We start from the raw sequence: 26,239 nt of genomic DNA on the forward strand, positions 1-26,239 counted from the left end.
CCGGGTGGTCTTATCGGGCCGGTTGACCTCGATCACCTCGATCCCGGCCGCCAGCAGATGCACCGTCAACCCGGCCCCATACGAACCGGTCGACTCGACCCCGATCGCGGTGATCGGTCCGTGGCCGACGACCCAGTCCACCAACGCGGCATAACCCGCGCGGGAGACCGGGAACTCCCGATCAGCCAACAACACCCCGGTCTCGGTGAGCACGACCGCGTGATGGGTGCGTTGATGAGTATCGACCCCGGCCACCACCGGGGTCGGGTCTTGAGGCGTGGCATGGTTGGTGGTCATCATGGGTGATGTCTCCCTCTACAACTGGATCGAGGGATGACCTCCCAGGCCGGGCGGACACCACAGTGATGAGACACCGATCAAGGTCCTATCAAGTCACACCCGCCCGGTCTGGCCATCCAAACCGAAAGAGGGGCCCGGCGGGCCGGCCGTCGACAAGTCGCGTTCAAGGCACCCAACCAACAGCGCCAGTGTCGAGATCGGTCAAACGAACAACCCAGACCCCAAAGACATCATCCCCAAGGCCACCGGACCCCCACCACCATCCTCACTGTGTCGAGATGAGCGCACGGGACCCCGTGCAACGATGGGCGTGACGACCGATCGGAGGATGCGCGGTGGACGATGATGCACTCTTCGAGCTCGCCACCCGGAACCGGCTGCTTGCCGCGGACCTGTTCGACGGGCTGTCCGCGGACCAGTGGGCGACTCCCAGCCTGTGCGCGGGCTGGACGGTCCGCGAGGTGGCGGCCCACCTGGTACCACCGGTGGACGGCATGTCGGTGTGGTCACTGCTCGGCACGGTGGTCCGCTATCGCGGCGACCTGAACCGGATGGTCGATGAGACGACGCGCGAGGAGGCTCGGCGGCCGACCTCCGAACTGGTCCAGAACCTGCGCGACCGCGCCGGCGTACGCCTGAAGCCGCCGGTCACCGGGGCGGCGGGCCCGGCGACGGACACCGTCATCCATCTGCGGGACGCCGCCCGCCCGCTGGGCCTGGCGGCCACCCCGCCCGACGCCGACTGGCAGGCCACGCTTGATTTCCTGGTCTCGAGGCCGGCGCGCCGAGGCTTCCTGCCCAAGGACCGGCTGGTCGGGCTGCGCCTGGTCACCGACGATGGCGCCTGGAGCAGCGGCATGGGCACCCCGATCAGCGGCAGTCCGGAGGCACTGGCGATGGCCATCTCTGGCCGCACTGTCTACCTCACCGAACTCACCGGCCCCGGCGTCGCCATCCTCCGGAATCGCCTGTAGACACAGCAAAGGGGCGCCGCGGGTACCAGACCCACGACGCCCCTCGGCGTACGAACCAGAAACTCAGCCGATCAGGCGCCGGCCTCGAAGCGGACGAAGCGCTTCACGGTGACACCGGCGGCGTCGAGTTGCTGACCGACCGACTTCTTCTCGTCGGTGATCGACGGCTGGTCGACCAGGGTGACGTCCTTGAAGAACGCGTTCACCCGGCCCTCGACGATCTTCGGCAGCGCCTGCTCCGGCTTGCCCTCCTCGCGGGACTTGGCCTCGGCGATGCGGCGCTCGTTGTCCACCACATCGGCCGGTACCTCGTCGCGGCTGACCCACTGCGGACGCATCGAGGCGATCTGCAGGGCGACGCCGTGCAGCAGCTCGGGGTTGTCACCCTCGGCCTCGACGAGTACGCCGACCTGCGGCGGCAGGTCGGAGGCCCGGCGGTGCAGGTAGGTGGTGGTGGTGCCGTCGAAGTAGGCGGCCTCCTTGAGCTCCAGCTTCTCGCCGATCTTGATGGCGAGCTCGCCGATGGCCTCGGCCACGGTCTTGCCGGAGTCCAGCTTGACCTCGTTGGCGGCCTCGACACCGTTGGCCTTGGCGGCCTCGACGGCCTTGGCGACCTGGTCGGCCAGCGCGACGAACTCGTCGTTCTTGGCGACGAAGTCGGTCTCGGCGGCGAGCTGGATCAGGGCATTGCCGGAGCTCGCGACCAGGCCGTTGGAGGCCTCGCGGCCGGCCCGCTTGGCGGCCTTGGCCTGACCGGAGACGCGCAGCACCTCGACGGCCTTGTCGTAGTCGCCGTCGGCCTCGGTGAGGGCCTTCTTGGCGTCCATCATGCCCGCGCCGGTGGCGTCGCGGAGCTTCTTCACATCAGCAGCGGTGATCGCCATGTGATTCCTTTTCTTGTTGCGAAAGGTCGGTATCGAAAGGTGGTCGGGTCACTTGGACTCGTCGGCGACCGGCGCCTCGGCGGCGGCCTCGGAGCCCGGGACCTGCGGCTCGGCCGGGGCGGCGACGTCGACGCTCTCGTCGACGACCGGGCCCTTGTTCATCCCGGAGGCCTGCTCCTCGTCCACCAGCGCCTGGGCGTCCGGGTCGTTGAGGGCCGGGGTCGCGCCGGAGGCGTCGGCGGCCTGCTTGCCGTCGGTGCCGTCGCCGGCGAGCAGCTCGCGCTCCCACTCGGCCATCGGCTCGGCCTCGGACTCGGTGCCGGTGTTGCCACCGGAGCGGCTCATCAGGCCGTCGGCGACGGCGTCGGCGACGACGCGGGTGAGCAGCGCGACGGAGCGGATCGCGTCGTCGTTGCCCGGGATGGCGTAGTCGACCTCGTCGGGGTCGCAGTTGGTGTCCAGGATGCCGACGATCGGGATCCGCAGCTTGCGCGCCTCGTCGACCGCGAGGTGCTCCTTCTTGGTGTCGACGATCCAGACGGCCTGCGGGGTCTTGCCCATCTCGCGGATGCCGCCGAGGTCCTTCTCCAGCTTGTCCTTCTCACGCTTGAGCATGAGGAGTTCCTTCTTGGTCAGCCCGGAACCGGCGACCTTGTCGAAGTCCATGCCCTCCAGCTCCTTGAGCCGGCCGATGCGCTTGGAGATGGTCTGGAAGTTGGTGAGCATGCCGCCCAGCCAACGCTGGTTGACGAAGGGCATGCCGACGCGGGTGGCCTGCTCGGCGATGGCCTCCTGGGCCTGCTTCTTGGTGCCGACGAACAGGATCTGCCCGCCCTTGGCGATGATGTCCTTGATGAACGCGTACGCCTGGTCGATGTAGGTCAGCGACTGCTGCAGGTCGATGATGTAGATGCCGTTGCGCTCGGTGAAGATGAAGCGCTTCATCTTGGGGTTCCAACGACGGGTCTGGTGCCCGAAGTGGACGCCGCTCTCGAGCAGCTGGCGTGCGGTGACGACGGCCATGGCCGTTCCTCCTTGGTGGCGTGCCCGCTGGGGCGTACGCCTGTCGGTTGTTCGGTGCCGGCTCTCGGCACCGCCTGACGCAGTCGCGGTATCGGGCACCACCGTCTGGTGGACCAACGCCCGAGCGCACCCGTGTGGGCATGACTGCATGCGAAGTCAACCCGGATGGCCGGGTTGCGGGTGCCAGTGTATGCCGCGGAGAGCAGTGGTACCAACTCGGTCGGAGCCGGGTTGTCCACAGGCCCGGCGGGTCCGAAGCGTTGTCCACAGGTGGGGCCTTCGGGGTGCCCGATCTGCGCGGTTGATCCCCATCATGCCCGCGTGAGATCGATGCTGTGGCGCACCGCGGGGGTGCTGCTGGTCGCGCTGGTCCTGCTGTCTGGTTCGGTACGCCCGGGCCGGGCGGCCGGGCCGGCGCCACCGGCGGTGCCGTCTGGGCGGAGTCCGTTGGCCGACGCGCCCGCGCCGAGCCGGGATTTCCAGCCGCCCGCGCGGCGCTGGCAGGCCGGGCACCGTGGGGTCGATCTGCCCGGGCGATCGGGTGAGCCGGTGCTGGCGGCCGCGGCCGGGCGGGTCAGCTATGTCGGGGTGTTGGCCGGGCGCGGGGTGGTCGTGGTCGACCACGGCTCGGTGCGCACCACCTATGAACCGGTGACCGCCCGGGTGCGGGTCGGTGATCGGGTGGCGGCGGGCCAGGTGATCGGGGAGCTGGTGGCCGGCCATCCGGGATGTTCGGCCGACACCTGTCTGCACTGGGGACTGAAGGCGGGTGAGGACTATCTGGATCCGATGCTGATGATCCCCACGCCCGATCCGGGGACCACCGGTGAGGCACGGGTACGCCTGCTCGGTGCGGATGCGGTCGCCGAGGCGGAGCGCCGGGCGGCGGAGCGGGGGCGAGCCCAGGCCGCACTGGCTGCCTCGGCCGGTGACGGTGGCCCGGCTCCCCCACCCGGAGCCAGGGGTCTGGTGCCTCCGGTCACCGGCCCGCGCACGTCCGCCTTCGGGATGCGGTTGCACCCGATCCTGCGGGTGTGGAAGCTGCACGACGGCCTCGACTTCGGCACCGGTTGTGGGGCGCCACTGCGTGCGGTGGCCGACGGGGTGGTCTCCGAGGCCTACTTCAACACCGGCTACGGCAACCGGTTGCTGATCGACCACCAGGTCGACGGGCGGCGGATGCGGACGGCGTACAACCATGCGATCCGCTACACCGTCTCCCCCGGCGATCAGGTCCGCGCCGGCCAGGTGATCGGGCTGAGCGGATCGACCGGATATTCGACCGGTTGCCATCTGCACCTGATGCTCTGGGTCGACGGCCAGCTCACCGATCCGGCGAAGTGGCTGTGATCAGGCCCGCGGGTGCGCCTGCCGGAACGCCTGGCGCAGCCGGTCGTTGGTCACATGGGTATAGAGCTGCGTGGTCGCCAGCGAGGCATGCCCGAGCATCTCCTGCACGCTGCGCAGGTCGGCGCCACCCTCCAGCAGATGGGTGGCCATCGCGTGTCGCAGGCCGTGCGGGCCCAGATCGGGCGCACCCTCGGTGGCCAGCAGGGCCCGGTGCACGATCCGGCGAACCACTCGCTGATCGATCCGGCCGCCGCGCTCCCCCAGGAACACCGCATTGCCCGACCGGTCGCCGACCAGCTCACCGCGGACCGCGAGCCAGGCATCGAGCGCCCGCCAGGCCGGGCCGCCCATCGGGACGGTGCGCTGCTTGTTGCCCTTGCCCAGCACCCGCAGCAGCCGCCGATCGGTGTCCAGGTCGGCCAGGTCCAACCCGCACAGCTCGGCCACCCGGATGCCGGTGGCGTAGAGCACCTCGAGCAGCGCCACATCGCGCACCCCGACCGGCCCGGGCTCCTCGGCCGCGCGGGCCACCGCACCGCGCAGCATCTCGTCGGCCTCACCGCGGCCCAGGGTGGGCGGCAGTCGACTCGGCAGTTTCGGTGATTTCAGGGTGGCGGCCGGATCGGTGGCGATCCGGCCGGTGCGATGGCACCAGGCGAAGAAGACCCGGGCCGCGGCGGCCCGGCGCTGCAGGGTGGTCCGTTCGGCACCGCGGCTCTGCTGATTGGCCAGCCAGCTGCGCAGATCGCGTCGGTCCACCCCACCGAGATCGTCGTGCCCGAGCTTCTGCAGATGGGTGAACAACCCGGTCAGATCACCGCGATAGGCGCGCACGGTGTGCTCCGACAGGTGCCGCTCGGCGGCCAGGTGCCGCTCATAGTCGGCCAGTACCCGGGCGTACGCCTCGGAGAGCTCGTCGCCCTCGGGGGGCGGCTGCGCACCCTGTTCCTCGGTCACCGCCCCAGTGTGCGCGGTCGCCGGCGCAGGTTTCCGCACCGACATGCATCAGCCTAGGGCGGCCGAACCTGAGGTAATGACGATGTCTATACTTAGTACTTACTTGGTCATACGGAATGGGGACGGCCGATGGCGAAAGAAGCGGTGTTCACGATAAAGCTCGAGAAGGAGCTTCGTGAGGAGTTCATGGCTGAGGCCGAGGCTGCCCACCGCCCGGCTTCACAGATCGCTCGGGAGTTGATGCGAGAGTTCGTGCGCCGCCAGCGCGAGGAGCGAGAGTACGAGTCGTTCTTGGCGCAGAAGGTGCAGCGCGCACGTGACTCGCTGCGCGCTGGGGACGGCATCTCCAACGACGACGTGGAGGCCGAGTTCGCCCGCCGGCGGGCCGAAACCTTGTGATGGTCAACTGGTCTCCGCAAGCCCATGACGATCGCGCTGCCATCTGGGATCACGTTGTCGCCGAGGACCCACGTGCGGCGAATCGGCTCGACCAACTGTTCAGCCAAGCGGCGGCCGACCTCGCGGAGTTCCCAGCACTTGGACGCCCCGGACTCATCCCCGGGACCCGAGAGCTCTTTCCTGCGACCCACTATCGCCTGGTCTACGAGACGCGTGGGGGCCAGATAGTGATTCTGGCGCTCGTGCACACCGCGCGGCGCTGGCCGACACCGTGATGGCTCCGCGCCGGAGCCACCGATACGATGCGCAGGCAGACGACAGGAGGACACACCCGATGCCAGCGACCCCGCTCGACGAGCTCACCACCGGCGGCACCGTACGCCCGATCACCCGATGGGACACCCCGGTGATGCACGCCCGGACGCGCCCGGTGACCGAGTTCGACGACGAGCTGAAGCAGCTGGTCCGCGACATGTTCGCCACCATGGAGGCCGCCTCCGGCGTCGGACTGGCCGCCACCCAGGTCGGGGTCGATCTGGCCCTGTTCGTCTACGACTGCCCCGACGAGAACGAGGACCGGCACGTCGGCGTCTTCTGCAACCCGGTGGTCACCCTGCCCGAGGGCCGGGAGCGTCGACTGGAGAGCGTCGAGGAGGGCTGCCTGTCGCTGCCCGGGGCGTACCAACCGCTCGCCCGCCCCGACCGCTCGAGCTGCACCGGCCAGGACGTCGACGGCACCGACTACACCCTGGTCGGCACCGGCGTGCTCGCCCGCTGCCTGCAGCACGAGACCGACCACCTCAACGGCATCGTCTTCGGCGACCGGCTCTCCGCCCGGTCCCGCAAGAAGCTGTACGCCCAGCACAACGACCTGGCCGCGCGCTACCTCGACGACTGGCCGGTGAGCCCCAAGCAGCCCGCCTCCTGAGGAGACGGGCTGCCCGGGTCGATTGTTCAGGCGTACGCCTGAATCGCCTTATTCGACGGCCATCGCGGCGGCCGGGGCGACCTTCGCGGCCCGGCGGGCCGGGAGCACCGACGCCAGCCAGGCGGCGACCAGCGCGACCGCGACCATCAGCAGCAGCCGCAGCCAGGGCACGGCCACCTGCACCGGCAGCTGACCGCCGATCAGGGCGTACGAGGCCGCGATGCCGTAGCCGATGCCCAGCGCGGCGCCGAGCACGACCGCGACCAGTCCGAGGCTGAGTGCCTCCAGCCCGAGCATCCCGCGCAGTTGCCCACGGGTCAGGCCGAGGGCCCGCAGCAGGGCCGATTCCCGGGTCCGTTCCAGCACCGACAGGCCGAGGGTGTTGCCGACCCCGACCAGGGCGATGATCACGGCCACCCCGAGCAGTGCGGTGACGATCTGCAGGGCCAGGTCGACGATCTGGGTCATCATCGCCCGGATGCTGGCGATGCCCATCACCTCGACACCGGGCCCGGCGACCTCGGCGATCTGCCGCTCCAGCGCTTCCCCGTCGGTACCGGGGTCGAATCCGACCCAGGCCTGGCTGGCCGCCGGCATCCCCAACCGGTCCCCGGTGGCGTCACTGACCAGCAGCGCGTCGGCCTCCGGGGACAGCACGACGCTCAGCTCGACCTGCCGGCCGGGTTCGCCGAGGCGCACCTTCTCCCCGGCCCGCCAACCGGACTTCTCCCCCGCGACCAGGGTCGTATCGGTGATCGATTCGACCAGCTGCGGGCGGTTCACCACCGAGCGGGCCTCGGCCGGTACGGCGACGACACCCCGGTTCTGGGCCTGCCCGTTCGCACCGGTGATCGGCTGTGCGGCGGTGCGCATCGTGACCACCCCGCGCACCCCGTCGACCCGGCGTACCGCGTCGAGCTGCTGGGCGGTGAACGGCTCGGCCGAGTTCAGCTGGGCATCCACCGGGAACTGCCGGTCGATGGCGATCTGGGTGGAGCGCTGGGCGGTCGCCGCACCGGTCACCATCATCGCGATCAGCGCGACGCCGACGAGCAGCGCCGAGGCGGTGGCCGCGGCCCGGGCCGGGTTGCGGCGGGCGTTCGCGACCGCCATCGTCCCGGTCGGCCCGGCGACCCGCAGGAGCGGACCGAGCGCCCCGACCAGTGCGGGCACCAGCATCCGGGCGAGCAGCAGGACGCCGACGAAGTTGAGGACGCCGCCGGCGATCCCGACACCCACCGAGTGCGAGGTCGCACCGACGACCAGTCCGGCCGCACCGGCAAGGAACAGCAGCACCCCGAGCACGGCGGCGACGACGCCGGAGCGACGGCCCTCGGTGACCCCGATCGGACGCAGCGCGGCCAGCGGCGCGACCCGGGTGGCGGCCCGCGCCGGCCGGATCGCGGAGAGCACCGTGATCAGCACACCCAGCACGATCGGGACCAGCAGCGCCCACCACGCCAGGGCGACACCGGTGAGCGACATCATGCCCTCGGCCAGGCGTACCCCGATCGTGGTCAGCCCGATGCCGATCAGCACCCCGACGACCGAGGCGACCACGCCCAGACCGGCGGCCTCGCCGAGCACCCGGCGGAACACCTGTTGCCGGGTCGCGCCGACGCAGCGCAACAACCCGAGCTCGCGGGTGCGCTGCACGACCAGGATCGAGAAGGTGTTGGCGATCACCAGGGCGGCGACGAACATCGACACCGCGCCGAAGGCGAGCAGGAAGGTGGCCAGCGCTTCGGTGCCCTTGGAGTAGCTGGCGACGCGGGCGGCGATCTCCTGCTCCCCGGTACGCACGGTGAGCTTGCTGCCGGCGACACCCGGCAGCTCGGCGATCCGGGTGCGCAGCTCCTCCGGATCGGTCCCGCTGATGTAGACGTCGTCGTACCCGGTCATGCCGCGGAGCTCGAAGAGCAACGGGTCGGCGGCGAACAGCAGCGAATCGTGCTGCCCGGAGACCACGTTCGCACCGGGTGAGAGCACACCGCTGACCTGCAGGGTCCGCGGGCCCTCCTCGGTCTGCACGACGAGCTTGCCATCGGCCTGGGTCTTGAACTCGGCCGCGGCCTGCTGGTCGATCAGCACCTCCTCCGGACCGCCGGGCAGCCGACCGGAGGTGAGCCGGGTCTGCTCGTCGAGCGCGGGCAGTGTCTGGGCCTGCACCGCCGAGGGGTACGCCCCGTTGCCGGCGAGCAGCGTGGTCTTCACGACCGGGCGTACGCCGGTGACACCGGGCACCCGCTGGATCGCGCGCACCTGGTCGGCGGAGACCAGCACCGGTTCGGCGCCGGAGGTGCCGCCGACGACGACCGCCGAACCCTCGACCGGGCTGGCTGCGGCGTCGGCCACGGACTTGTTGGCCGAGGCGGTGAACAGCAAGGTGGTGGCGACGAAGGCCACCCCGAGCGCGATCGCCAACCCGGTGGAGAGCAGTTGCCGGACCCGGCGCATCAGCGCACCCCGCTCTCGTCCGCGACGACCCGGCCGTCGCTGAGGCGCAGGATCCGGTCGCAGTAACCGGCCGCCCTCGGGTCGTGGGTGACCATCACCACCGACTGGCCCAGCCGGTCCACCGACTCGCGCAGGAAGCCGAGCAGTTCGGTGGAGCTGCGCGAATCGAGCGCACCGGTCGGTTCGTCGGCGAAGATCACCTTCGGCTTGGTGACCAGGGCGCGGGCGACGGCGACCCGCTGCTGCTGGCCGCCGGAGAGTTCGCCGGGGCGATGGCTCAACCGGTTGGCGATGCCGAGCACACCGACGATCTCGTCGAACCAGGCCTGGTCGGGCCGGCGCCCGGCGAGCTGCAGCGGCAGCAGCACGTTCTCGCGAGCGTTCAGGGTGGGCAGCAGGTTGAAGGCCTGGAAGATGAAGCCGACCCGGTCGCGGCGCAGCTCGGTGAGCTTCTTGTCCGACAGCCCGGTGATCTCGGTGGTACCGATCCAGGCCCGGCCGGCGGTGGCGGAGTCCAATCCGGCGGCGCAGTGCATCAGCGTCGACTTGCCGGAACCCGAGGGACCCATGATCGCGGTGAACTCGCCGTTGGCGATGTCGATGGTGACCCGGTCCAGTGCGGTGACCGCGGCCTCTCCCTCGCCGTAGCGGCGGGTCAGCCCCTCGGTGCGTACGGCGGCTGCGGTGGGCGGGGCGATCACAGACATCGGTCTCCTCAACGGGGCGTGGCTGGGCCGGGGTGCGGCCCGATTTCCCTGCCAACGTTAGGTTTCCGGCGTACGCCACACATCGCCCGTGCGGCGGAAAACCGTCTCCACCCCAGGGTGGAGTCAACCCCGAGGGACCACCAGTCCGGCGTCATAGGCGGCGATCACCAGATGCACCCGGTCCCGCACGCCGAGCTTGGCGAGCAGATTGCCGATATGGGTCTTGATGGTGGCCTCGGCGACGAACAGCTTCTCGGCGATCTCGGTGTTGCTGAAACCCTGACCGACCGCGATCAGCACCTCGCGCTCGCGTGCGGTCAGTGGTGCCGGCCGGTCCTCGGCCCGGTGCCGTTCCTCCGACCCGGACGGCAACCCCGGCAGCACCCGCTCGATCAGCCGTCTGGTCGGCGCCGGTGCGACCACCGCGTCCCCGGCATGGACCGCGCGGATCGCGGCCAGCAGATCGTGCGGGCCGGCGTCCTTGAGCAGGAAACCGGATGCCCCGGCACGCAGGGCGGCATAGACGTATTCGTCCAGATCGAAGGTGGTCAGCACCAGCACCCGGATGTCGGGGTTGGCGGCCACGATCCGTTCGGTGGCGGCGATTCCGTCCATCCGGGGCATCCGGATGTCCATCAGCACCACATCCGGTGGCGGGGTGGCGCGGCAGGCGGCCACCGCCTCGACACCGTCGCCGACCTCGCCGAGCACCTCCATATCGGGCTGGGCGTCCAGCACCAGTCGGAACCCGGCCCGGACCATCTGCTGGTCATCGGCCAGCAACAACCGGATCTGATCAGCCATCGTCTCGTCCCACCTTTCTGCGCGGCAGCTCGATCCGCGCCCACACCCGGTAACCACCCTCCGGCCGGTTGCCGGTTTCCAGCTCACCGTCGAAGGCCGCGACCCGTTCCCGCATGCCTACCAGACCGTTGCCGCCGATGGCCGGTTTCTCTGCCTGGGTGGGCGTACTGCCGGTTCCGTCGTCCAGGATCTCCACCTCCAGCGCGTTCTTCAGATGGCTGAGGCGCACCTCGGCGCGGGCCGGGCCGGCATGGCGCAGCACATTGGTGAGTGCCTCCTGGACGATCCGGTACGCCGCCAGCTCGGCCGCCTCGTCGCGCTGATCCGCGGCCGGCGGTTCACCGGTGATGGTGAGTTCGACCGGAAGGCCGGCGGTGCGGACGGAGGCGATCAGGTCGGGCAGTTCGTCCAGCCGGGCCCCGGGTTCCAGTTCCGCACGGCCGGGTTCGCGGAGTACGCCGACCAGCCGCCGGGTGTCGTTGAGTGCGGTTCGGGCGGTGTCGCCGATCACGGTGAGCGCGCGTTCGGCGGCGGCCAGCCGGGTCTGCGGATCGGCATCGGAGGTGACCAGGTAGTGGGCACCGTCGGTCTGCACCACGACCACCGAGAGCGAGTGCGCGACGAGGTCGTGCATCTCGCGAGCGATCCGGCTGCGTTCCTCGCTGGCGGCGAGCCGGATTCCCTGCTCCCGTTCACGTTCCAGCGCCTCGGTGCGTTCCCGCAGCGCCTGGTGGGACCGGATCTGTGCGCGCGCCAGCAACCCGGCGAACCAGCCCACCAGGGCGAGTGCGGCGGCGCTGCCGAAGATGACCGCCCGCACGATCCAGGCCTCGGCACCGGGGATCCCGCGGGACCAGTCCACGGCCGCCGCGACCGCACCGAGCAGGGCGACCGCGAGCCACACCCGTGCCCACCGGAGCGTTGACCGGGCGGCGACCGAGTGCAGCACGATCGGTACGACCGCGTTGCCGAACTGGGGTTCGTTGCTGATGATCAGCTGGATGACGTGCGGCACGACCGCCAGCCCGGCGGCCAGGTCCGGCCGGATGCGGCGGAACACGATCGGCAGCGCGAACAGCAACCCCCACAGCGCATACCAGATCCCGGGGGTCGGGCCGCGGTCGATCGCGATCGCCGAGACCAGGAAGACGGGCGCGGCCAGCAGCGCCCACCCGAGGTCCACGACCCACCGATGGCGCACGCCCCAGTCATGGATGGCACTGATCGACACCCCGCAACCCTAGGGGCTCGCTCGGCGCCGTTCATCAGTCCAGGGGTGGATTTCCCCACGTTCATCGAGTAGCCGCCATGCGCAGCGAAGCGGAGCAATGGCAGCGCTCCCCACGCTCATCGAGTAGCCGCCATGCGCAGCGATGCGGAGCAATGGCAGCGCTTGCCACGTTCATCGAGTAGCCGCCATGCGCAGCGAAGCGGAGCAATGGCAGCGCTCCCCACGTTCATCGAGTAGCCGCCATGCGCAGCGAAGCGGGAGCAATGGCGGCGCTCCCCACGTTCATCGATTAGCCGCCATGCGCAGCGAAGCGGAGCAATGGCGGCGTGTCGAGATGAACTCCCCGTCAGCCCGCAACCCCGGTGACCCGCTTGATCAAGGCGTCGAAGACCCGATCCGGCAGGAACCGGGCCAGGGTGATCATCGGCTTCGCACCGCGGCCGACCGCATACCGGGTCCGCGGCCGACGAGCGGTCGCCGCCTTCACCACCGCGGCCGCGACGACCTCTGCCTCCGAGCCGAACCGGTACCCCGGCTGGGAGGTGGCGTCCAGATTCCTGGCGGTCGCCTCGGCCGCTGCGGCGTACGGGCCACCGCCGGAGAACTCGCGCACCTTCGCCGCCGCGATCGTGCCCCACTCGGAGCGGATCGAACCGGGTTCGATGACCACTACGTCGATGCCGAACCGGTCGAGCTCGAGCCGCAGCGCGTCACTGAGGCCCTCCACCGCGTACTTGCTGGCGTGATACCAGGAGCCGAGCGGGGTGGCGAAGTGGCCGCCCATCGAACTGACGTTGATGATCGTCCCACTGCGCTGCGATCGCATCGCCGGCAGCACCAGTTGGATCAGCCGGGCCAGGCCGAGCACGTTGACATCGAGCTGGGCCTGCGCCTCGGTCAGCGGGACATCCTCGAGCGCACCGTAGGAGCCGTAACCGGCGTTGTTGACGAGCACGTCGATCCGGCCCTGTTCGGCGAGCACCGTGTCGATGGCGGCGCTCGAGGAGGCCTCGTCGGTCACGTCGAGGGCGATCGTGCGCACCCCGGCCCGGTTCAGCCCGGCCATCCGCTCGGTCCGCCGGGCCGCGGCGTACACGATGAAACCGGCCTGCTGCAGTTGCAGTGCCGCGATCTCGCCGATGCCGGAGGAGGCACCGGTGACGAGGGCGACCTTGGCGGTTGTGCTGGTGTCCATCTGCTGGGGTCCTCTGCTGTCGGGAACGGCCCGTCAGGTAACGAACCGATGGTTCCTAATTTAGAAGACCGCAGGTCTGTTTTCAAGAGACCGGGGGTCTGTAGACTGCCGGCATGACCACCTTCCAGCGCGCCCGCAGCGACGAGCAGCGGGGGATCCGGCGCCGGGCGATCCTCGAGACCGCCGCCTCGATGCTGGCCGAGATGCCGGTCTCCGAGGTCAGCCTGAACGAGCTGAGCCGCCGGGTCGGCCTGGCGAAATCCAATGTGCTGCGCTATTTCGAGTCCCGCGAGGCGGTCCTGCTGGAACTGCAGCTGAGCCTCGCCCGCGACTTCTTCGCCGAGACCGCCGAGCAGTTGTCGACCGCCGTCGACGCCGACGCCCCCGCCCCGGACCGGGTCGCCGGCATCGCCGCGGCGCTGGCTGCTGCCTTCGCCGCCCAGCCGATGCTGTGCGAGCTGATCAGCTCCCAGGCCGCGGTGCTGGAGCACAACGTGTCCACCGAGACCATCACCAGCTACAAGCTGGCCGGTTACCCGCTGCTGGTCGAGCTGGGCGCAGCGGTCCAGGCACTGCTGCCCGAGCTCAGTGACCAGGCTGTCGGTGAGGCGATCCGGACGATCCTGCTGCTGGTCGGCGCGCTGTGGACGCATTCCCATCCACCGCAGGCGGTCCAGGACGCCTACGCCGCCGACCCGCGGTTGACCTTCCTGCCCGAAGGTTTCACCGGGTCGCTGGAGCGGTCGATCCGGATCGTGCTGCGGGGACTGCTCGCCGGGGCCTGATCGCCGGGGGGCCAGGTTCGATGGTGCCGTCAACGATCACCGGCAGCAGTTCCTCGATGTACGCCCGCACCGGCGCCAGTCCCCCGACCAGTCGGACACCGATGCGCATGGCGTGCCGAACTTCACCCGCCATCACTTCCTCGGCGAAGGGTCGAAGCATTTCTTCGTGGATTGGGAATCCGGGTCGACGGCACCGTCGCGCTGCTGCGCGCCGATGCCGGCCGCGACCCCTATGACAAGACGCTTCGCGAGCTGATCGGCGAGCTGTCCACCGCGAGCCAGGAGTTCAGCGAGTTGGGCAGCATCGGACGCCGACATCCAACTGCCGCCGAGGGCCGATTCCCGCGGCACGAGGGAATGATCCTGCGACTGCCATTCACAGGTGCCGATTCGGGTCAATTCGCTGATGGAGAATGCGAATCACGTCGATCCACTGAGGACTCTCGACGTAGAAGATCTGATGGCTGCCGATCGCGTACCGTCGATAACCCGCCCGAATCTCGTCGCATGCGCGCCCCCGTCTCGGATCTTCTGCAGAACGCTCAATGGCCGCCCTGATCTCCGTCACGTAGGTCTCCGCCTGGTCGAGGCCCCAGCGCTCCTGCGTGTAGTCCCAGATTGAGGACAGGTCTCGCTGGGCAGCCGGCGTGAGCCGGTAGCGGCTCACGACTTCTTCGCAGCGATGAACGCGTCGAAGTCGAACTCCTCCGGCTCGCCACTGTCCTCACCAGCGACAAGGGCAGCGCGAAGCGCGGACATCTGAGCCTCCTGGTCCTCCAGCAGCCGCAGACCCGCGCGCACGACCTCACTGGCCGATCGATAACGGCCCGTTGCGACCTCGCGCGCGAGGAACTCCGTGAAGTGATCATCCAAGCTGATCGACGTGTTGGCACCCATGGAGCCATGTTACCAACTCTTGGTACTTACTTCTTCGCGTCACCGCGTCACATAGAACGCCACCGCGGAACTCGCGGCGACGTTCAGCGAGTCGACGCCGCCGGCCATCGGGATCCGCACCCGGGCATCCAGCTGGCGGTCCGTACCCGGGGTCATCCCGTGGCCCTCGGTACCGAACACCAGCGCCAACCGTTGGTGGTCCTGGGCAACCAACTCGTCGAGGGTGATCGCACCATCCCCCAGCGTCATCCCGGCGACCACGAAACCGGCGTCCTTGAGCAGCCCGATCCCCCGCGGCCAGGGATCGATCCGCGCCCACGGCACCTGGAAGACCGTGCCCATCGACACCTTGATCGACCGCCGGTACAGCGGATCGGCACACCGCGGCGTCACCAGCACCGCATCGACCCCGAGCGCCGCGGCGCTCCGAAAAACCGCGCCCACATTGGCGTGGTCGACCAGGTCTTCCAGCACGGCGATCCGCGACCGACCATCCGCGGCACGCCCCAACAGGTCCGGCACCGTCCACCGCGTCGCCCGGTGCAGCGACGCCAGCGCCCCACGATGCACATGAAAACCGGTCACCTGCTCGGCCAGCTCCTCGGTAACCAGATAGACCGGTACCTCCGGGTGGCGGTCGAGCACATCCGCCAACCCGGCCAGCCAGCGCTCGGCCAGCAGGAACGAGCGCGGCTGGTACCCGGCCTCCACGGCCCGCCGGATCACCTTCTCGCCCTCGGCGATGAACAACCCCTGTTCGCTCTCCAGGTGGCGCCGCAGCGAGGTCTCGCGGAGGCGTACATAGTCGGCGAGCCGGTCGTCGGCGGGGTCGGTGATCGGAATCAGCACCACGGGAGGTTACTTCACCAGCTGGTTGATGATGGCGATCACGCCGATCACCACGATGATCACCCGGTACGCCACCGCGGGCAGTCTGCGTCCCACCCGGGCGCCCAGCTGTCCGCCGATCACCGATCCGACGGCGAGCGCGCCGACGTAGGGCCAGGACACCGGTGCCACCAGGATGAACACGATCGCGGCGGTGAAGTTGATGATGCTCGCCAGCGCGTTCTTCAGCGCGTTCAGCCGCGGCCAGGACTCATCTGGCATCGCCAGCGACAGGATCGCCATGTGCAACAGGCCCTGCGCGGCGCCGAAATAGCCGCCATAGGTCGAGCTGAGCGCGATCGCCGGCAGCGGCCACCACGGTTTCCGGGACGACGGCGGCCGGCCCTCGGCGGCCAACCGCCCGGCGCGGGCGGCCATCTTCTGGGTCAGCCAGGGCTGCAGCACGACCAGGATGCAGCCGATAGCGATCAGGATCGGCACGATGGTGTCGAAGGCCGAGGACGGCAGCCAGAGCAGCAGCAACGCCCCGGCCAGCCCGCCGAGCAGCGCGAGCGGACCGAGCCGGATCAGCTCGTGCTTCAGCGCCTTCACCTCGGGCAGCATGCCGACGGTGCCGGAGATGCTGCCCGGCACCAGGCCGATGTTGTTGGTGGTGTTCGCCATCACCGGCGGCAGGCCGAGCGCCAGCAGGGTGGGGAAGGTGACCAGGCTGCCGGAGCCGACGACGGTGTTGATCATGCCCGCCCAGACGCCCGCGATGGCGGCCAGCAGCAGATCGACCCAGGTCATTGCCGCCGCCGGGCCGGCGCGGCGGGCCCGGCCGGCAGGCGGGACACCACCAGCACGCCGGTCAGCGCCGCGGCGGCACCGAATCCGGCCTGGTACCAGAACTGTGTCGGCGCCACCCAGGCGATCACCGCGGCCACCCCGGCACCCATCGCGCAGGCGGCGGCGTACCAGCGGCGCTCCAGCAGTTCCACCGCGAGACAGAGCAGCACCAGCGTCAGCCACCAGGACCAGGGATGGGCTCCCAGCCAGTCGGTGAGGTTCTTGTCCACGATCGCTCCGGTCAGCGGGCCCGGGCGGCCCACCGCCCATCGGTGTGGCTGATCGTCAGCGGCAGGTCGAAGGTGCTGCTCATCGACTCATCGGTGAGGGTCTCGGCGATCGGCCCGGCGGCGACGATCCGGCCCTGCTTGAGCAGCAGCGCGTGGGTCATCCCGGCGGGGATCTCCTCGACGTGATGGGTGACCAGCACACTCGCCGGGGCGTACTCATCGGTGGCCAGCTCACCCAGGGTCCGAACCAGGGATTCGCGGCCGGCGACATCGAGGCCGGCCGCGGGCTCGTCGAGCAGCAACAATTCCGGGTCGGTCATCAGCGCCCGGGCGATCTGCACCCGCTTGCGCTCCCCCTCCGACAAGGTGCCGAAGGTCCGGTCGGCGAGCTGATCGACCCGCAGCTGTTCCATCAGTTCGGCGGCGCGGGCGTGGTCCATCTCGTCGTACTCCTCGCGCCACCGTCCCATCACCGCATAGCTGGCCGAGACGACCACATCGCGAACCGCCTCGCCGCGCGGGATCCGGTCGGCGAGCGCGGCAGAGGTGACACCGATCCGCGGCCGGAGCTCGAACACATCGACCGCGCCGAGCACCTCACCGAGCAGGCCGACCACGCCGGTGGTCGGATGCAGCTGGGCCGCGAGCACCTGCAGCAGGGTGGTCTTGCCGGCGCCGTTCGGGCCGATCACCACCCACCGGTCGGTCTCGTCGATCTGCCAATCGATATCGGTGAGCAGGGTGGCGCCACCCCGGACGATGCTGACATCGGCAAGTTCAACGACAGGGGCCATGCGGGCAAACCTATCAACGCCGGCCACGTATCTTTGTCGGGATGGACACCCTTGCCGCGGTACGCCTGACCGCTCACCTGAACGCCCTGCGGCACACCCCGCTGAGCGCGGAGGTGGCGGCGCGCGCCGTGGTGGACGATGACGCGGCCCATCACGTCACCGACCCCGAGGGCCTGCTCGGGCTGGATCCCTTCCGGGCCAGCGAGCTGGACGAGGCGCTGCGGGCGGCGCTGCTGCTGGTGGACGCCGACTGGGTGCTGGTGCTGCCGCGGCCCGGAGCCACCGGCGCGCTGACCGGCCCGCCCGCGCTGAACGCGGCCGCAATCGAGGCCGGTGCGGTGGTGCTCTCGGCAACCGGTTCACATGCCTGGCTGCCCTATCGGGTCGGCCCGGCGATCCAGTGGCGGATCGCCGCGGCCCGCCCGCCGCGACTCACGCTGACCGCGGCGGAGGCCGACCGGGCGCTGCGGGAGGTGGTGCTCGGCGCCGGCCGGGAGCTGGAGGAACTGGAGCTCGCACCCAGCGAACGCCCGGAGGTGACCGGGTTGAGTCTGCCCGCCGGCTATGGCTCGCGGTCGCAGCAGGCGGCCGCCCGGGCCTGGTTGCTGGTGCAGGCCACCGAGGCTGCCCTGGACGACGACGGCGGGGTGCTGCACTCCCATGCCGTGCAGGCGCGGGCCCGGACCCTGACCGAGGTGCGCCGGGCCGCGATCGATTCGCTGTGTGCGGCGGTGAGCTGGACCGGCCGCTGAGGCGCCGGCCGGCCGAACAGGGCGTCAGCCCTTGACGCCGACCTCGGTCGCTCCGTGCGCCTCGACGTCGAGAACGCTGTCGAGCAGTCCCGGAAACCGATCGGTGAGCTCGTCGGCGCGCAGGCGGAGGAAGCAACGCGTGCCCTCCATCCGAGTGCGAGTGACACCGGCGGAGCGCAGCACCTTCAGGTGATGACTGAGCGTGGAGTTGGAGACCGGTGCGTCCAGCTCCCCCCACTGCCGCTCGGCACCGTCGGCGAGCAACCGCACGATGCCCATCCGCAGGGGGTCCGACAGCGCCGACAACACGGTGATCAGCGGAACCTCGGCGAGATCCGGGTGCTCAGCGTTGGCCATGACCCCATCTTTCCACTAACGTCCTTATTCGATGTTCGACGAACAACGAACAAAGGATTCGAAATCATGCGCCACCCCACCTGGACCCTCGGCCTGTTCCTGGCCACCCTCGCCCTCGGCACCGATGAGTACGTGATCGCCGGCGTGCTGCCACAGATCAGCACCGACCTCGGCGTACCGGTCGGCGCCACCGGCCAACTCGTCACCGCCTTCGCCCTGGCGTTCGCCCTCGGGGCGCCCGTCCTGGGCGTTCTTTTCGACCCACTGCCTCGCCGCCGCGTCCTGTTCGGCGGGCTCGCCGTCTTCGTGCTCGCCAATGCACTGGCCGCGGTCGCACCGGGTTACGGAACGCTGATGGCGTTGCGGATACTGGCCGGTCTCGCAGCCGCCGTCGTCTCCTCGACCGCGTTCGCGGCGGCGGCCCAGGGCGCACCCGAGGGCCAGGCGGGTCGTTATCTGTCGATGGTCACGGCGGGACTGACCACCGCACTCTTCACCGGGGTACCGGCCGGGGCCTGGGCCGGTGGTCACTGGGGCTGGCGCGCGACCTTCGTGCTGGTGGCGATCGTTGGCGCAGCGGCGGGATGCCTGCTGGCGCTCACCATGCCGCGGCTGCCGGGGTCGCCTCGGCTGGGGCTGGCGGCGCGACTCGCGCCGCTGCGCCGCCCTGCGGTGGTACGCCTGGTGCTGGCGGTATTCCTCTGCGGTGCGGGCGGGCTGATGTTCTACACCTATCTGGCACCGCTGCTGCTGCGCGCCGGGGCAGACGAGTCCGCGATTCCCTGGGTGCTCCTCGAGGTCGGCCTGGTCGGGGTACCGTCGGCGTTCTTCGGCGGCTGGCTGGCCGACCGATTCGGCGGCCGCTCAGCACGACTCGCAGTGATCGGCGGGCACGCCGTGGTCCTGGCCGGAATCGCTGTCCTGGTTGGGATCGCGAGCCCGCTGCCGGCCCTGCTCGTCGGGATCGGACTCTGGTCGGTGTTCGCCTGGGCGCTGAATCCACCCCTGCAGGCCAGCACGATGGAAGCCGCCCCGGACGCGCCGATGACCGCGGTCTCGTTGAACATCAGCGGCCTCTATCTCGGCACCGCCGCGGCCGCCGCCCTCGGCGGTCTGCTCGCCGACGGACCGGGGGTCGGCTGGATCCCAGCAGCAGCCGCGGGCCTGCTCCTGCTGGCCTTCCTCAGCGCGAGCTTCCGTCCCGCACGGATGCATGCTGTGCGGCGGTGAGCTGGACCGGTCCTGAGATCTCGGCCGACCGAACAGCTGATCTGCACACTCGACCCGGATGCTCTGCGCGCGGTGGTCGCCGTCGCCTCCTTCGGCGGGGTCCGCCGCGCCGCCCAGGCCCTCGGCCTGTCCCAGCCGGCCGTCGCCGGTCAGTTGCGGCGCCTCGAACAGGAGCTGGGATTTCCGATCGTTGCCAGACAGCGGATCGGCGCACCGGTCACGCGACGGCTCGCCGCCGCCCTGGCCGCGGCCTGAGGCTCAGGCACCCATCGCGTGCAGGCCGCCGTCGACGTGCACGATCTCCCCGGTGGTGGCCGGGAACCAGTCGCTGAGCAGGGCGACCACGGCGCGGGCGGTCGGCTCGTTGCTCTTGGGATCCCAGCCGAGCGGGGCCCGCTCACCCCAGATGTCGTTGAACTCGTTCGCCCCCGGGATCGCCTTCTTGGCAAGGGTTTCCAGCGGCCCGGCCGCGACCAGGTTGGAGCGTACGCCCTCCGCCCCCAGGTAGCGGGCGAGGTAGCGGTTGGTGGATTCCAGCGCGGCCTTGGCCACCCCCATCCAGTCGTACGCCGGCCAGGAGACGGTGGCGTCGAAGGTCAACCCGACCACCGAGGCCTGCTCGCCGTAGAGAGGCTTGCAGGCCATCGCGAGCGACATCAGCGAGTACGCCGACACCTCGACCGCGGCGGCGACGTCGGCGGCCGGGGTGCTCAGGAACTTGCCCCCCAGGGCGGTCTCCGGGTTGGCGAAGGCGATCGAGTGCACCACACCGTCGAGCCGCTCGAATCCCTCTGCGCGCAGGGATCCCGGCAGCCGCTTCAGGTGCTCCTCGTCGGTGACGTCGAGCTCGAGCAGCGCCGGTACCGGGTCGAGCTTCTGGATCACCCGACGGGTCAGGCTCATCGCCCTGCCGAAGTTGGAGACCGCGACCGTCGCCCCCTCGGCCTGCGCGATCCGTGCGACCTCGTAACCGATCGAGGTGTTGTGGGTGACGCCCGCCACCAGAATGTTCTTGCCCTCGAGAATTCCCATGTCTGCTTGCCTTTCTGCCGATCCGCCGGTGGTCCTCAGTGCCCCATGCCGAGGCCGCCGTCGACGGGGATCACCGCACCGGTGATGTAACCCGCGGAGTCGGAGGCCAGGAACTCGATGGTGGCGGCGATGTCGTCGACCTGGCCGAGCCGACCGAGCGGGATCTGCTGCTGGTAGGCCTTGACCTGGTCCTCGGACAGCGCCGCGGTCATGTCGGTCTCGATGAAGCCGGGGGCGATCACATTCGCGGTGATGTTGCGGGAGCCGAGCTCGCGGGCGATCGAGCGGGCCATCCCGACCAGCCCGGCCTTGGAGGCGGCGTAGTTGACCTGGCCCGCGGAGCCGAGCAGTCCGACCACCGAGGAGATGAAGATGATCCGGCCGAACCGGTTCCGGGTCATCGGCCGCGCCGCCCGCCGCGCGACCCGGAAGCTGCCGCCGAGGTTGGTGTCGATGACCTTGTCCCAGTCCTCGTCCTTGATGCGCATCATCAGGTTGTCGGCGGTCACCCCGGCGTTCGCGACCAGCACCTCGACGGGCCCGTTGGTCTCCTCGACCTGCTTGAACGCCGCCTCGACCTGCTCGGGGTCGGTGACATCGCACTGCACACCGAGCACCCCGTCGGGGACCTCACCGCTGCGATAGGTGGCGGCGACCTTGTGGCCGGCAGCCGCCAGTCGTTCGGCGATCGCCCGGCCGATGCCCTTGTTGCCGCCGGTCACCAGCACCGAACGCGAAGGCGCCTGGGGGCGTACGGATTCCGAGGCGGATTCTGGCTGCGCAGTCATGCGCCCAACCCTGCCACAGATCGGAATGCGCGCGGCGGAAGGCCCCAGCGTATGCTGGCGCGATGGCAACTGCAGGAGCCGGCAACGGCGCGACGCGAGTGGGCCCGCACGGCGGTCGGTCCCGGGGCGCCCAGGCGGTGATCACCAGCGTGCGTCCGGGCCGGTCCTCGGATCTGTCGGCCCGGGAGCGTCGCTACCTGCTCACCATGGGAATCCGCGTCGCCTGCTTCATCGGGATGATCTTCATCGGCGGTGTGGGGCGCTGGGTGCTGCTGGTCGGGGCGGCGTTCCTGCCCGCGATCGCGGTGATGCTGGCCAACGTCATCGACAAGCGCGGTGAGGGCAGTCGCGCAGCCCCGCTGCCGGACACCGATCGTCCCGCGCTGCCCGAACGCTCCACCGAGGTCGTACCGGGCGAAGTGGTGGACGACGACCGCTGACCCTTCGACTCGTCGCTGCGCTCCTCGCTCAGGGAACGTGCCGGGGGTCATTCGTCGCGGCGCAGCAGTTCCGGCGGAAACTCCTCGGGGACCTCGCCACGCTTCTCGGCCCGCTCGGCCAGCCACTGCGTGCGGTTGGCGACCATCACCTTCGGCGCGACCAGGTCGACCTCGGCCCGGGTACGGGCCTGCGGATAGTGCCGCAGCGCGAACTCCCGCATCGCCGGCATGGTCAGCTCGACGGTGCCGTACGCCGGGTCGAAGATCTCACCGCGGGTCATCAGCGCCTCACGGAAGGAGCTCACCTCCCCCACCCGACGCCCCAGCACCGCGGCCACCTCACCGGAACCGGCGCGCCCCTCGCAGACCGCGAGTGCGGTGAGGTATTCCCGCTGCCGGTCGCTGAGCCGATTCCAGCGCGGCGCCAGGTACTGCTCGGCGATGAACAGTTCCGCGTCCCCGGTGGCGTCGGCGACATCGGTACCGGTGACCGGTGCGGTGCCGGCGCCGCGCTGCCAGGCCAGGTCGGCGTACGCCTGCAGATGCGCGGGATAGCGCATCGTCCGTTTCAGCACGAGCTCCACCGCCTCGGGTTCCCAGCCGGACCCGATCCGCAGTGCGGGTTTGATCAGCGCGTCCCGCGCGGCGTCCGCGTCGAGATGCGCCGGCAGGTGGTGGAAGCGGAAGAGCCGTTCGGGATTGGTGATCAGCGGATGGTCCGCATCCGGGCCGACCATCCGGTCCCGCAGGTTCGGCAGCCCGGCGCCGACGAACAGGATCGGCGCCTGATCGAGATGCTGATTGAGGTGGTTGAGTACGCCGCCGAGGGTGCGCAGGTCGTCGGGCCGCGACATCTGCAGTTCGTCGACCATCAGCACCAGGCCACCACCGGCGTGGTCACGCAGTGCGGTCGCCAGGTCGGCCAGCACCTCGGCGACGGCCGCCGGGTGCACCTGATCCGGATCGGGCGGCGTACGCCCGGCGAAGTCGACCTGGGCCTTGATCCCGACCGGCCCCTGGGCGGAGACCGCGGTGATCCGGCCGAGTGCCTTGGCGGCCCGACCCCAGGCCCCGATCCCCTTCTCCGCGCGGGTGCTGGCGCTCACCTGGATCGCCCGGACCAGCGCCGAGGACTGGTCGCCCTGCAGTGCCAGCACCTCGAAGTGGTGGGCGCGCGCGTCGTCGGCCATCCGGCGCAGCAGCACCGACTTGCCGACCCCGCGCAGCCCGGTCCAGACGCGGTCCCCGCCGGCGAACCTCCCGACCACCCGGGCATCGTTGAGGGCGAGCCGCCAGCCGCGCAGCTCGTCATCGCGGCCGGCCAGTTCGGGCGGCATCAGCCCCGCCCCGGAGCGATACAGCTGGGTTCGCATCACACCACCAATCGCCTTATAACTCTGCCCAAGTTATAACTCATTCGGTGGGGTTGTCACCCATCTCGATAGCGTGCCGCCATGACCACCCCGCGGACCGACTGCCTGGAATCGGTGATCCTGCCGGTACGCCCCGGACGGGAGACCGAGTTCGAGCGGGCGTTCGCCGAGGCGGTGCCGATCATCGAACGCCAGCGGGGTTTCCGGACGCTGCGCCTGTCGCGCTGCGTCGAGCGGCCGAACGAGTATCTGCTGCAGGTCGAGTGGGATCGGCTCACCGATCACACGGTCGGCTTCCGGGAGTCCGCGGACTACCAGCTCTGGCGCGCGGCACTGCACCACTTCTACGATCCGGTGCCCGCCGTCGACCACTTCACCGAACTCATCCGCCGATAGCGCTCATCGGGCGATCCGGCTGCAGGAAGCTCGGATCGTCGATGCCATGGCCGGGCAGCTTGCCGAGCACCGCGATCCGCCAGCGCTCGGCGATCTCGGCGTCCTCGGCTCCGGAGCGCAGCGCGGCCCGCAGATCGGATTCGGTGCGGGCGAACAGGCAGTTGCGGATCTGCCCGTCGGCGGTCAACCGGACCCGGTCGCAGTTGCCGCAGAAGGGCCGGGTGACCGCAGCGATGAAGCCGACCTGATGCGGCGTACCGACGACGCGGAACAACTCCGCCGGGGCCGAACCGCGCGCCGCCGCGACCTCCGCGTCCTCGGCCAGCTCGAAGCGCTCGGCGACCAGTTCCATCGCCTCGGCCGCGGTGACCATCTCGCTGCGATCCCAACCATGCTGGGCATCCAGCGGCATCTGCTCGATGAATCGGAGCTGCACGCCCTCCTTCATCGCCCAGGCGACCAGGTCCGCCGCCTCGGTGTGATTCACCCCACGCATCAGCACGGTGTTGATCTTCACCGGGTCCAGCCCGACCAGCCGTGCGGCGGCGACCCCGGCCAGCACGTCGCCGAGCCGGTTGCGCCGACTGAGCTGGCGGAACACCTCCGGCTGCAGGGTGTCCAGGGAGATGTTCACCCGGTTCAGTCCCGCGGCGGCCAGCCCCTCCGCACGGCGGGCCAGGCCGATGCCGTTGCTGGTCAGGGCGATCCCGGGGCGCGGTTCGAGGGCCGCGATGCCGGCGACCAGATCCTCCAGGTCGGGGCGCAGCAGCGGCTCACCTCCGGTCAGCCGCACGGTGGTGATGCCGAGCCGCTCGACGCCGATCCGGATCAATCGCAGCAGTTCGTCGTTGCTCAGGATCTCGTCCTTGGGCAACCAGGGCAGGCCTTCGGCGGGCATGCAGTAGGTGCAACGCAGGTTGCACCGGTCGGTCAACGAGACCCGCAGGTCGGTCGCGACTCGACCGTGGCGATCCGCCAGCGGCAACAGGGTGCGTTCAGCCATGGGTCGATTCTACGGGCGGGCACCTCGGGGCCTCGGCGGCGGGGCCGCCGACGGCCCGCCGGATGGCCCATGTCATGATCGCTGGGACCTTGAACGGCGCGACCACGGCGCCGAACCGGCGAGAAGACAGCGGAGGAGAGCGATGGGCGAGGACTCCGTCGGCCTGCAGGAATGGTTGGACGCGCTCAGCGACCAGTTGGACAACGGCTACCGGATCGATGAGGAGTCGATGCACATCCTGCTCGATCTGGCCCGCGACGCGGCGCACGAGATCACCCGGCCCGCCGCTCCACTGACCGCCTTCCTGGTCGGCGTCTCCGTCGGCCGCGGGGAGAGCCTGGGCGCCGCCGCCGCGAAGGCCACCGAGTTGGCCCAGTCGATGGGTGAACCGGGCGACGACTGAGTACGCCGCAGTGCCAGCGAGTAGGGTGGCCGGGTGAAGAGGTTGTGGCTGCGGTGGGTCGCCCTGCTGCTGTTCGCCACCGTGATGGCGGTGACCTTCGTCAATCTCGGTGAGTGGCAGTTGCGTCGGCTCGAGGAACGACGCGAACAGAACCGCATCGTGGTCACCAACGATGCCGCCCCGGTCCGGGATTTCGAGCAGGTCTTCACCAAGCGGATCACCGACGCCGACCAGTGGCAGCGGGTCCGCGTCCGTGGCACCTTCGACACCTCGCAGCAGTTCCAGGTGCGCTATCGGGCCAACAATTCCGAGCCCGGGTACGAGATCGTGACCCCCCTGCGCACCGAGAGCGGTCAGGTGCTGCTGGTCGACCGCGGCTTCATCCCGGTGCCCCGGGGGCAACGGATCCCCGACACCCTCCCGCCCGCGCCGACGGGTCCGGTCGAGGTGGTCGGCCACGTCCGTCGCGACGAGCAGGGCAAGTCCACCGCGATCGATCCGGTGAACAACCAGGTCCGGTTGATCAACTCCGGCGCGATCGCCAAGGCGCTCCCCTATCCGGTGGTGAACGGATACCTGTCGGCGATCACCGTGCAACCCGAACAGACCGGCGGCCTGCAGCCGCTGTCGCTGCCCGACCTCGGCGAGGGCCCGCACCTGTCCTATGCGATCCAGTGGTTCCTGTTCACCGTGATCGGTGTCGTCGGCCTGGTCGTGCTGATCCGCGGTGACATCCGGGACCGCCGCAAGCTGCGCGCCGCGCGGGAGCGGGCCGCCGCCGACCCGGACCCCGATACCGATCCGCGACCGGATGAGGACCCGGATTCGCTACGCCAGCAGGAGAACGCCAGCAGCCGCTGACCCCCGAAAGGA

At 70.1% G+C, this 26,239-nt stretch carries 33 protein-coding genes and 1 pseudogene; 14 read left to right on the forward strand and 20 right to left on the reverse strand.

The window, feature by feature from the left end; genetic code table 11:
- The coding region (locus BI335_RS19095; RefSeq protein WP_144009076.1) for an IS110 family transposase at positions 1 to 300 on the reverse strand (300 nt) is incomplete at its 3' end.
- Positions 301 to 635: 335 nt separating this feature from the next.
- Here BI335_RS19095 and BI335_RS19100 point away from each other — a divergent pair.
- Positions 636 to 1,274 carry a maleylpyruvate isomerase family mycothiol-dependent enzyme gene (locus BI335_RS19100; protein WP_172421964.1) on the forward strand — a complete coding sequence of 213 codons (639 nt, stop codon included), beginning with the start codon at positions 636 to 638 and terminating at the stop codon, positions 1,272 to 1,274.
- A 71-nt stretch (positions 1,275 to 1,345) separates the two neighbouring features.
- Here the strand turns inward: BI335_RS19100 and tsf are convergent, their stop codons facing one another.
- Together tsf and rpsB are read right to left on the reverse strand one after the other, a co-directional pair.
- A complete protein-coding gene (tsf, locus tag BI335_RS19105) occupies positions 1,346 to 2,158 on the reverse strand; it encodes a translation elongation factor Ts (RefSeq protein ID WP_094432894.1) in 813 nt (270 codons plus the stop codon).
- A gap of 48 nt (positions 2,159 to 2,206) precedes the next feature.
- Positions 2,207 to 3,181, reverse strand: a complete 975-nt coding sequence (gene rpsB, locus BI335_RS19110; protein WP_094360763.1) for a 30S ribosomal protein S2 — start codon at positions 3,179 to 3,181, stop codon at positions 2,207 to 2,209.
- Positions 3,182 to 3,511: 330 nt separating this feature from the next.
- Between rpsB and BI335_RS19115 the strand changes: the two genes are divergently transcribed.
- On the forward strand, positions 3,512 to 4,531 hold the full coding sequence (locus tag BI335_RS19115; protein ID WP_229119707.1) for a M23 family metallopeptidase: 1,020 nt from the start codon (positions 3,512 to 3,514) through the stop codon (positions 4,529 to 4,531).
- Here BI335_RS19115 and BI335_RS19120 read toward each other — a convergent pair whose 3' ends face one another.
- Positions 4,532 to 5,488 carry a tyrosine recombinase XerC gene (locus tag BI335_RS19120; protein ID WP_229119697.1) on the reverse strand — a complete coding sequence of 319 codons (957 nt, stop codon included), beginning with the start codon at positions 5,486 to 5,488 and terminating at the stop codon, positions 4,532 to 4,534.
- A 129-nt stretch (positions 5,489 to 5,617) separates the two neighbouring features.
- Between BI335_RS19120 and BI335_RS19125 the strand changes: the two genes are divergently transcribed.
- From BI335_RS19125 to def, 3 genes are read left to right on the forward strand one after another with little or no spacing between them, the layout of a single operon-like run.
- Positions 5,618 to 5,887, forward strand: coding sequence for an antitoxin of toxin-antitoxin stability system (locus BI335_RS19125; protein WP_094403774.1), 270 nt, complete (start codon positions 5,618 to 5,620; stop codon positions 5,885 to 5,887).
- Complete coding sequence (locus BI335_RS22530; RefSeq protein WP_411266765.1) at positions 5,887 to 6,162, forward strand: type II toxin-antitoxin system RelE/ParE family toxin; 276 nt, start codon at positions 5,887 to 5,889, stop codon at positions 6,160 to 6,162. The genes BI335_RS19125 and BI335_RS22530 overlap by 1 nt, the downstream gene beginning before the upstream one ends.
- Positions 6,163 to 6,221: 59 nt before the next feature.
- Complete coding sequence (gene def, locus BI335_RS19135) at positions 6,222 to 6,815, forward strand: peptide deformylase (protein ID WP_094360769.1); 594 nt, start codon at positions 6,222 to 6,224, stop codon at positions 6,813 to 6,815.
- Positions 6,816 to 6,863: 48 nt separating this feature from the next.
- Here def and BI335_RS19140 read toward each other — a convergent pair whose 3' ends face one another.
- The 5 genes from BI335_RS19140 to BI335_RS19160 form a co-directional block, all read right to left on the reverse strand.
- Positions 6,864 to 9,272 carry an ABC transporter permease gene (locus tag BI335_RS19140; RefSeq protein ID WP_094432902.1) on the reverse strand — a complete coding sequence of 803 codons (2,409 nt, stop codon included), beginning with the start codon at positions 9,270 to 9,272 and terminating at the stop codon, positions 6,864 to 6,866.
- Positions 9,272 to 9,979 carry an ABC transporter ATP-binding protein gene (locus tag BI335_RS19145; protein WP_172421967.1) on the reverse strand — a complete coding sequence of 236 codons (708 nt, stop codon included), beginning with the start codon at positions 9,977 to 9,979 and terminating at the stop codon, positions 9,272 to 9,274. Before BI335_RS19145 ends, BI335_RS19140 begins: the two co-directional genes overlap by 1 nt.
- A 123-nt stretch (positions 9,980 to 10,102) precedes the next feature.
- Entirely contained in the window at positions 10,103 to 10,783 is a 681-nt protein-coding gene (locus BI335_RS19150) for a response regulator transcription factor (protein WP_094432904.1), read from the reverse strand.
- Positions 10,776 to 12,014, reverse strand: coding sequence for a sensor histidine kinase (locus BI335_RS19155; RefSeq protein ID WP_094360775.1), 1,239 nt, complete (start codon positions 12,012 to 12,014; stop codon positions 10,776 to 10,778). The genes BI335_RS19150 and BI335_RS19155 overlap by 8 nt, the downstream gene beginning before the upstream one ends.
- 346 nt (positions 12,015 to 12,360) lie before the next feature.
- Complete coding sequence (locus tag BI335_RS19160) at positions 12,361 to 13,209, reverse strand: oxidoreductase (protein WP_094432906.1); 849 nt, start codon at positions 13,207 to 13,209, stop codon at positions 12,361 to 12,363.
- A 113-nt stretch (positions 13,210 to 13,322) separates the two neighbouring features.
- On the opposite strand from BI335_RS19160, the gene BI335_RS19165 reads away from it, so the two are divergent.
- Both BI335_RS19165 and BI335_RS22210 read left to right on the forward strand, forming a co-directional pair.
- A complete protein-coding gene (locus BI335_RS19165; protein ID WP_094432908.1) occupies positions 13,323 to 13,994 on the forward strand; it encodes a TetR/AcrR family transcriptional regulator in 672 nt (223 codons plus the stop codon).
- Between the two features lie 171 nt (positions 13,995 to 14,165).
- A pseudogene (locus BI335_RS22210) lies at positions 14,166 to 14,243 on the forward strand (hypothetical protein); the annotation flags it as partial.
- Positions 14,244 to 14,370: 127 nt separating this feature from the next.
- Here the strand turns inward: BI335_RS22210 and BI335_RS19175 are convergent.
- From BI335_RS19175 to BI335_RS19200, 6 genes are read right to left on the reverse strand one after another with little or no spacing between them, the layout of a single operon-like run.
- Positions 14,371 to 14,661, reverse strand: coding sequence for a type II toxin-antitoxin system RelE/ParE family toxin (locus tag BI335_RS19175; protein ID WP_094432912.1), 291 nt, complete (start codon positions 14,659 to 14,661; stop codon positions 14,371 to 14,373).
- On the reverse strand, positions 14,658 to 14,891 hold the full coding sequence (locus BI335_RS19180; RefSeq protein ID WP_094403785.1) for a type II toxin-antitoxin system ParD family antitoxin: 234 nt from the start codon (positions 14,889 to 14,891) through the stop codon (positions 14,658 to 14,660). Before BI335_RS19180 ends, BI335_RS19175 begins: the two co-directional genes overlap by 4 nt.
- 39 nt (positions 14,892 to 14,930) lie before the next feature.
- The gene (locus tag BI335_RS19185) at positions 14,931 to 15,737 is read right to left on the reverse strand and encodes a TrmH family RNA methyltransferase (protein ID WP_229119113.1); all 807 of its coding nucleotides are present in this window, start codon (positions 15,735 to 15,737) and stop codon (positions 14,931 to 14,933) included.
- A 12-nt stretch (positions 15,738 to 15,749) separates the two neighbouring features.
- On the reverse strand, positions 15,750 to 16,529 hold the full coding sequence (locus BI335_RS19190; protein ID WP_094360791.1) for a sulfite exporter TauE/SafE family protein: 780 nt from the start codon (positions 16,527 to 16,529) through the stop codon (positions 15,750 to 15,752).
- Positions 16,526 to 16,798, reverse strand: coding sequence for a hypothetical protein (locus tag BI335_RS19195; RefSeq protein ID WP_133625773.1), 273 nt, complete (start codon positions 16,796 to 16,798; stop codon positions 16,526 to 16,528). Before BI335_RS19195 ends, BI335_RS19190 begins: the two co-directional genes overlap by 4 nt.
- 11 nt (positions 16,799 to 16,809) lie before the next feature.
- Complete coding sequence (locus BI335_RS19200) at positions 16,810 to 17,592, reverse strand: ABC transporter ATP-binding protein (protein ID WP_094405331.1); 783 nt, start codon at positions 17,590 to 17,592, stop codon at positions 16,810 to 16,812.
- Positions 17,593 to 17,633: 41 nt separating this feature from the next.
- Between BI335_RS19200 and BI335_RS19205 the strand changes: the two genes are divergently transcribed.
- Positions 17,634 to 18,344, forward strand: a complete 711-nt coding sequence (locus tag BI335_RS19205; RefSeq protein WP_094360798.1) for a hypothetical protein — start codon at positions 17,634 to 17,636, stop codon at positions 18,342 to 18,344.
- Between the two features lie 24 nt (positions 18,345 to 18,368).
- Here BI335_RS19205 and BI335_RS19210 read toward each other — a convergent pair whose 3' ends face one another.
- Positions 18,369 to 18,701, reverse strand: a complete 333-nt coding sequence (locus BI335_RS19210) for an ArsR/SmtB family transcription factor (protein WP_094432918.1) — start codon at positions 18,699 to 18,701, stop codon at positions 18,369 to 18,371.
- Between the two features lie 66 nt (positions 18,702 to 18,767).
- On the opposite strand from BI335_RS19210, the gene BI335_RS19215 reads away from it, so the two are divergent.
- Both BI335_RS19215 and BI335_RS19220 read left to right on the forward strand, forming a co-directional pair.
- The gene (locus BI335_RS19215) at positions 18,768 to 19,931 is read left to right on the forward strand and encodes an MFS transporter (RefSeq protein WP_094432920.1); all 1,164 of its coding nucleotides are present in this window, start codon (positions 18,768 to 18,770) and stop codon (positions 19,929 to 19,931) included.
- Between the two features lie 63 nt (positions 19,932 to 19,994).
- The gene (locus BI335_RS19220; RefSeq protein ID WP_267489594.1) at positions 19,995 to 20,186 is read left to right on the forward strand and encodes a helix-turn-helix domain-containing protein; all 192 of its coding nucleotides are present in this window, start codon (positions 19,995 to 19,997) and stop codon (positions 20,184 to 20,186) included.
- A 3-nt stretch (positions 20,187 to 20,189) separates the two neighbouring features.
- On the opposite strand, the gene fabI is transcribed toward BI335_RS19220, so the two are convergent.
- Both fabI and fabG read right to left on the reverse strand, forming a co-directional pair.
- Positions 20,190 to 20,963, reverse strand: a complete 774-nt coding sequence (gene fabI / locus BI335_RS19225) for an enoyl-ACP reductase FabI (protein ID WP_094432925.1) — start codon at positions 20,961 to 20,963, stop codon at positions 20,190 to 20,192.
- A 35-nt stretch (positions 20,964 to 20,998) separates the two neighbouring features.
- Positions 20,999 to 21,751 carry a 3-oxoacyl-[acyl-carrier-protein] reductase gene (fabG, locus tag BI335_RS19230; RefSeq protein WP_094360810.1) on the reverse strand — a complete coding sequence of 251 codons (753 nt, stop codon included), beginning with the start codon at positions 21,749 to 21,751 and terminating at the stop codon, positions 20,999 to 21,001.
- A gap of 62 nt (positions 21,752 to 21,813) precedes the next feature.
- Here fabG and BI335_RS19235 point away from each other — a divergent pair, with 62 nt between their 5' ends.
- On the forward strand, positions 21,814 to 22,191 hold the full coding sequence (locus BI335_RS19235; RefSeq protein WP_094432927.1) for a DUF3099 domain-containing protein: 378 nt from the start codon (positions 21,814 to 21,816) through the stop codon (positions 22,189 to 22,191).
- 47 nt (positions 22,192 to 22,238) lie between these two features.
- Here the strand turns inward: BI335_RS19235 and BI335_RS19240 are convergent, their stop codons facing one another.
- Positions 22,239 to 23,564, reverse strand: a complete 1,326-nt coding sequence (locus BI335_RS19240) for an ATP-binding protein (protein WP_094360814.1) — start codon at positions 23,562 to 23,564, stop codon at positions 22,239 to 22,241.
- An 81-nt stretch (positions 23,565 to 23,645) separates the two neighbouring features.
- On the opposite strand from BI335_RS19240, the gene BI335_RS19245 reads away from it, so the two are divergent.
- Positions 23,646 to 23,960 carry an antibiotic biosynthesis monooxygenase family protein gene (locus BI335_RS19245; RefSeq protein ID WP_094432930.1) on the forward strand — a complete coding sequence of 105 codons (315 nt, stop codon included), beginning with the start codon at positions 23,646 to 23,648 and terminating at the stop codon, positions 23,958 to 23,960.
- On the opposite strand, the gene moaA is transcribed toward BI335_RS19245, so the two are convergent.
- Complete coding sequence (gene moaA, locus BI335_RS19250; protein WP_094360818.1) at positions 23,947 to 24,963, reverse strand: GTP 3',8-cyclase MoaA; 1,017 nt, start codon at positions 24,961 to 24,963, stop codon at positions 23,947 to 23,949. The two genes, BI335_RS19245 and moaA, sit on opposite strands and share 14 nt — an antisense overlap.
- Before the next feature lie 142 nt (positions 24,964 to 25,105).
- On the opposite strand from moaA, the gene BI335_RS22215 reads away from it, so the two are divergent.
- Together BI335_RS22215 and BI335_RS19260 are read left to right on the forward strand one after the other, a co-directional pair.
- Positions 25,106 to 25,366, forward strand: coding sequence for a DUF6457 domain-containing protein (locus BI335_RS22215; protein ID WP_094360820.1), 261 nt, complete (start codon positions 25,106 to 25,108; stop codon positions 25,364 to 25,366).
- 33 nt (positions 25,367 to 25,399) lie between these two features.
- Positions 25,400 to 26,227 carry an SURF1 family cytochrome oxidase biogenesis protein gene (locus tag BI335_RS19260; RefSeq protein ID WP_094432933.1) on the forward strand — a complete coding sequence of 276 codons (828 nt, stop codon included), beginning with the start codon at positions 25,400 to 25,402 and terminating at the stop codon, positions 26,225 to 26,227.
- Positions 26,228 to 26,239 lie beyond the last annotated feature (12 nt).

The organism is Enemella evansiae, from assembly GCF_002250705.1.
Classification (GTDB): Bacteria; Actinomycetota; Actinomycetes; order Propionibacteriales; family Propionibacteriaceae; genus Enemella; species Enemella evansiae.

Coding starts and splice junctions, on each gene's coding strand:
- BI335_RS19150 (WP_094432904.1), bottom strand. CDS start 10,783: ATGGCTGATCAGATCCGGTTGTTGCTGGCCGATGACCAGCAGATGGTC.
- BI335_RS19145 (WP_172421967.1), bottom strand. CDS start 9,979: ATGTCTGTGATCGCCCCGCCCACCGCAGCCGCCGTACGCACCGAGGGG.
- BI335_RS19180 (WP_094403785.1), bottom strand. CDS start 14,891: ATGGGTGCCAACACGTCGATCAGCTTGGATGATCACTTCACGGAGTTC.
- BI335_RS19215 (WP_094432920.1), top strand. CDS start 18,768: ATGCGCCACCCCACCTGGACCCTCGGCCTGTTCCTGGCCACCCTCGCC.
- BI335_RS19165 (WP_094432908.1), top strand. CDS start 13,323: ATGACCACCTTCCAGCGCGCCCGCAGCGACGAGCAGCGGGGGATCCGG.
- BI335_RS19235 (WP_094432927.1), top strand. CDS start 21,814: ATGGCAACTGCAGGAGCCGGCAACGGCGCGACGCGAGTGGGCCCGCAC.
- rpsB (WP_094360763.1), bottom strand. CDS start 3,181: ATGGCCGTCGTCACCGCACGCCAGCTGCTCGAGAGCGGCGTCCACTTC.
- moaA (WP_094360818.1), bottom strand. CDS start 24,963: ATGGCTGAACGCACCCTGTTGCCGCTGGCGGATCGCCACGGTCGAGTC.
- BI335_RS22530 (WP_411266765.1), top strand. CDS start 5,887: ATGGTCAACTGGTCTCCGCAAGCCCATGACGATCGCGCTGCCATCTGG.
- BI335_RS19125 (WP_094403774.1), top strand. CDS start 5,618: ATGGCGAAAGAAGCGGTGTTCACGATAAAGCTCGAGAAGGAGCTTCGT.
- BI335_RS19115 (WP_229119707.1), top strand. CDS start 3,512: ATGCTGTGGCGCACCGCGGGGGTGCTGCTGGTCGCGCTGGTCCTGCTG.
- BI335_RS19160 (WP_094432906.1), bottom strand. CDS start 13,209: ATGGACACCAGCACAACCGCCAAGGTCGCCCTCGTCACCGGTGCCTCC.
- fabI (WP_094432925.1), bottom strand. CDS start 20,963: ATGGGAATTCTCGAGGGCAAGAACATTCTGGTGGCGGGCGTCACCCAC.
- BI335_RS19190 (WP_094360791.1), bottom strand. CDS start 16,529: ATGACCTGGGTCGATCTGCTGCTGGCCGCCATCGCGGGCGTCTGGGCG.
- BI335_RS19140 (WP_094432902.1), bottom strand. CDS start 9,272: ATGCGCCGGGTCCGGCAACTGCTCTCCACCGGGTTGGCGATCGCGCTC.
- BI335_RS19240 (WP_094360814.1), bottom strand. CDS start 23,564: ATGCGAACCCAGCTGTATCGCTCCGGGGCGGGGCTGATGCCGCCCGAA.
- BI335_RS19245 (WP_094432930.1), top strand. CDS start 23,646: ATGACCACCCCGCGGACCGACTGCCTGGAATCGGTGATCCTGCCGGTA.
- BI335_RS19200 (WP_094405331.1), bottom strand. CDS start 17,592: ATGGCCCCTGTCGTTGAACTTGCCGATGTCAGCATCGTCCGGGGTGGC.
- tsf (WP_094432894.1), bottom strand. CDS start 2,158: ATGGCGATCACCGCTGCTGATGTGAAGAAGCTCCGCGACGCCACCGGC.
- def (WP_094360769.1), top strand. CDS start 6,222: ATGCCAGCGACCCCGCTCGACGAGCTCACCACCGGCGGCACCGTACGC.
- BI335_RS19210 (WP_094432918.1), bottom strand. CDS start 18,701: ATGGCCAACGCTGAGCACCCGGATCTCGCCGAGGTTCCGCTGATCACC.
- BI335_RS22215 (WP_094360820.1), top strand. CDS start 25,106: ATGGGCGAGGACTCCGTCGGCCTGCAGGAATGGTTGGACGCGCTCAGC.
- BI335_RS19205 (WP_094360798.1), top strand. CDS start 17,634: ATGGACACCCTTGCCGCGGTACGCCTGACCGCTCACCTGAACGCCCTG.
- fabG (WP_094360810.1), bottom strand. CDS start 21,751: ATGACTGCGCAGCCAGAATCCGCCTCGGAATCCGTACGCCCCCAGGCG.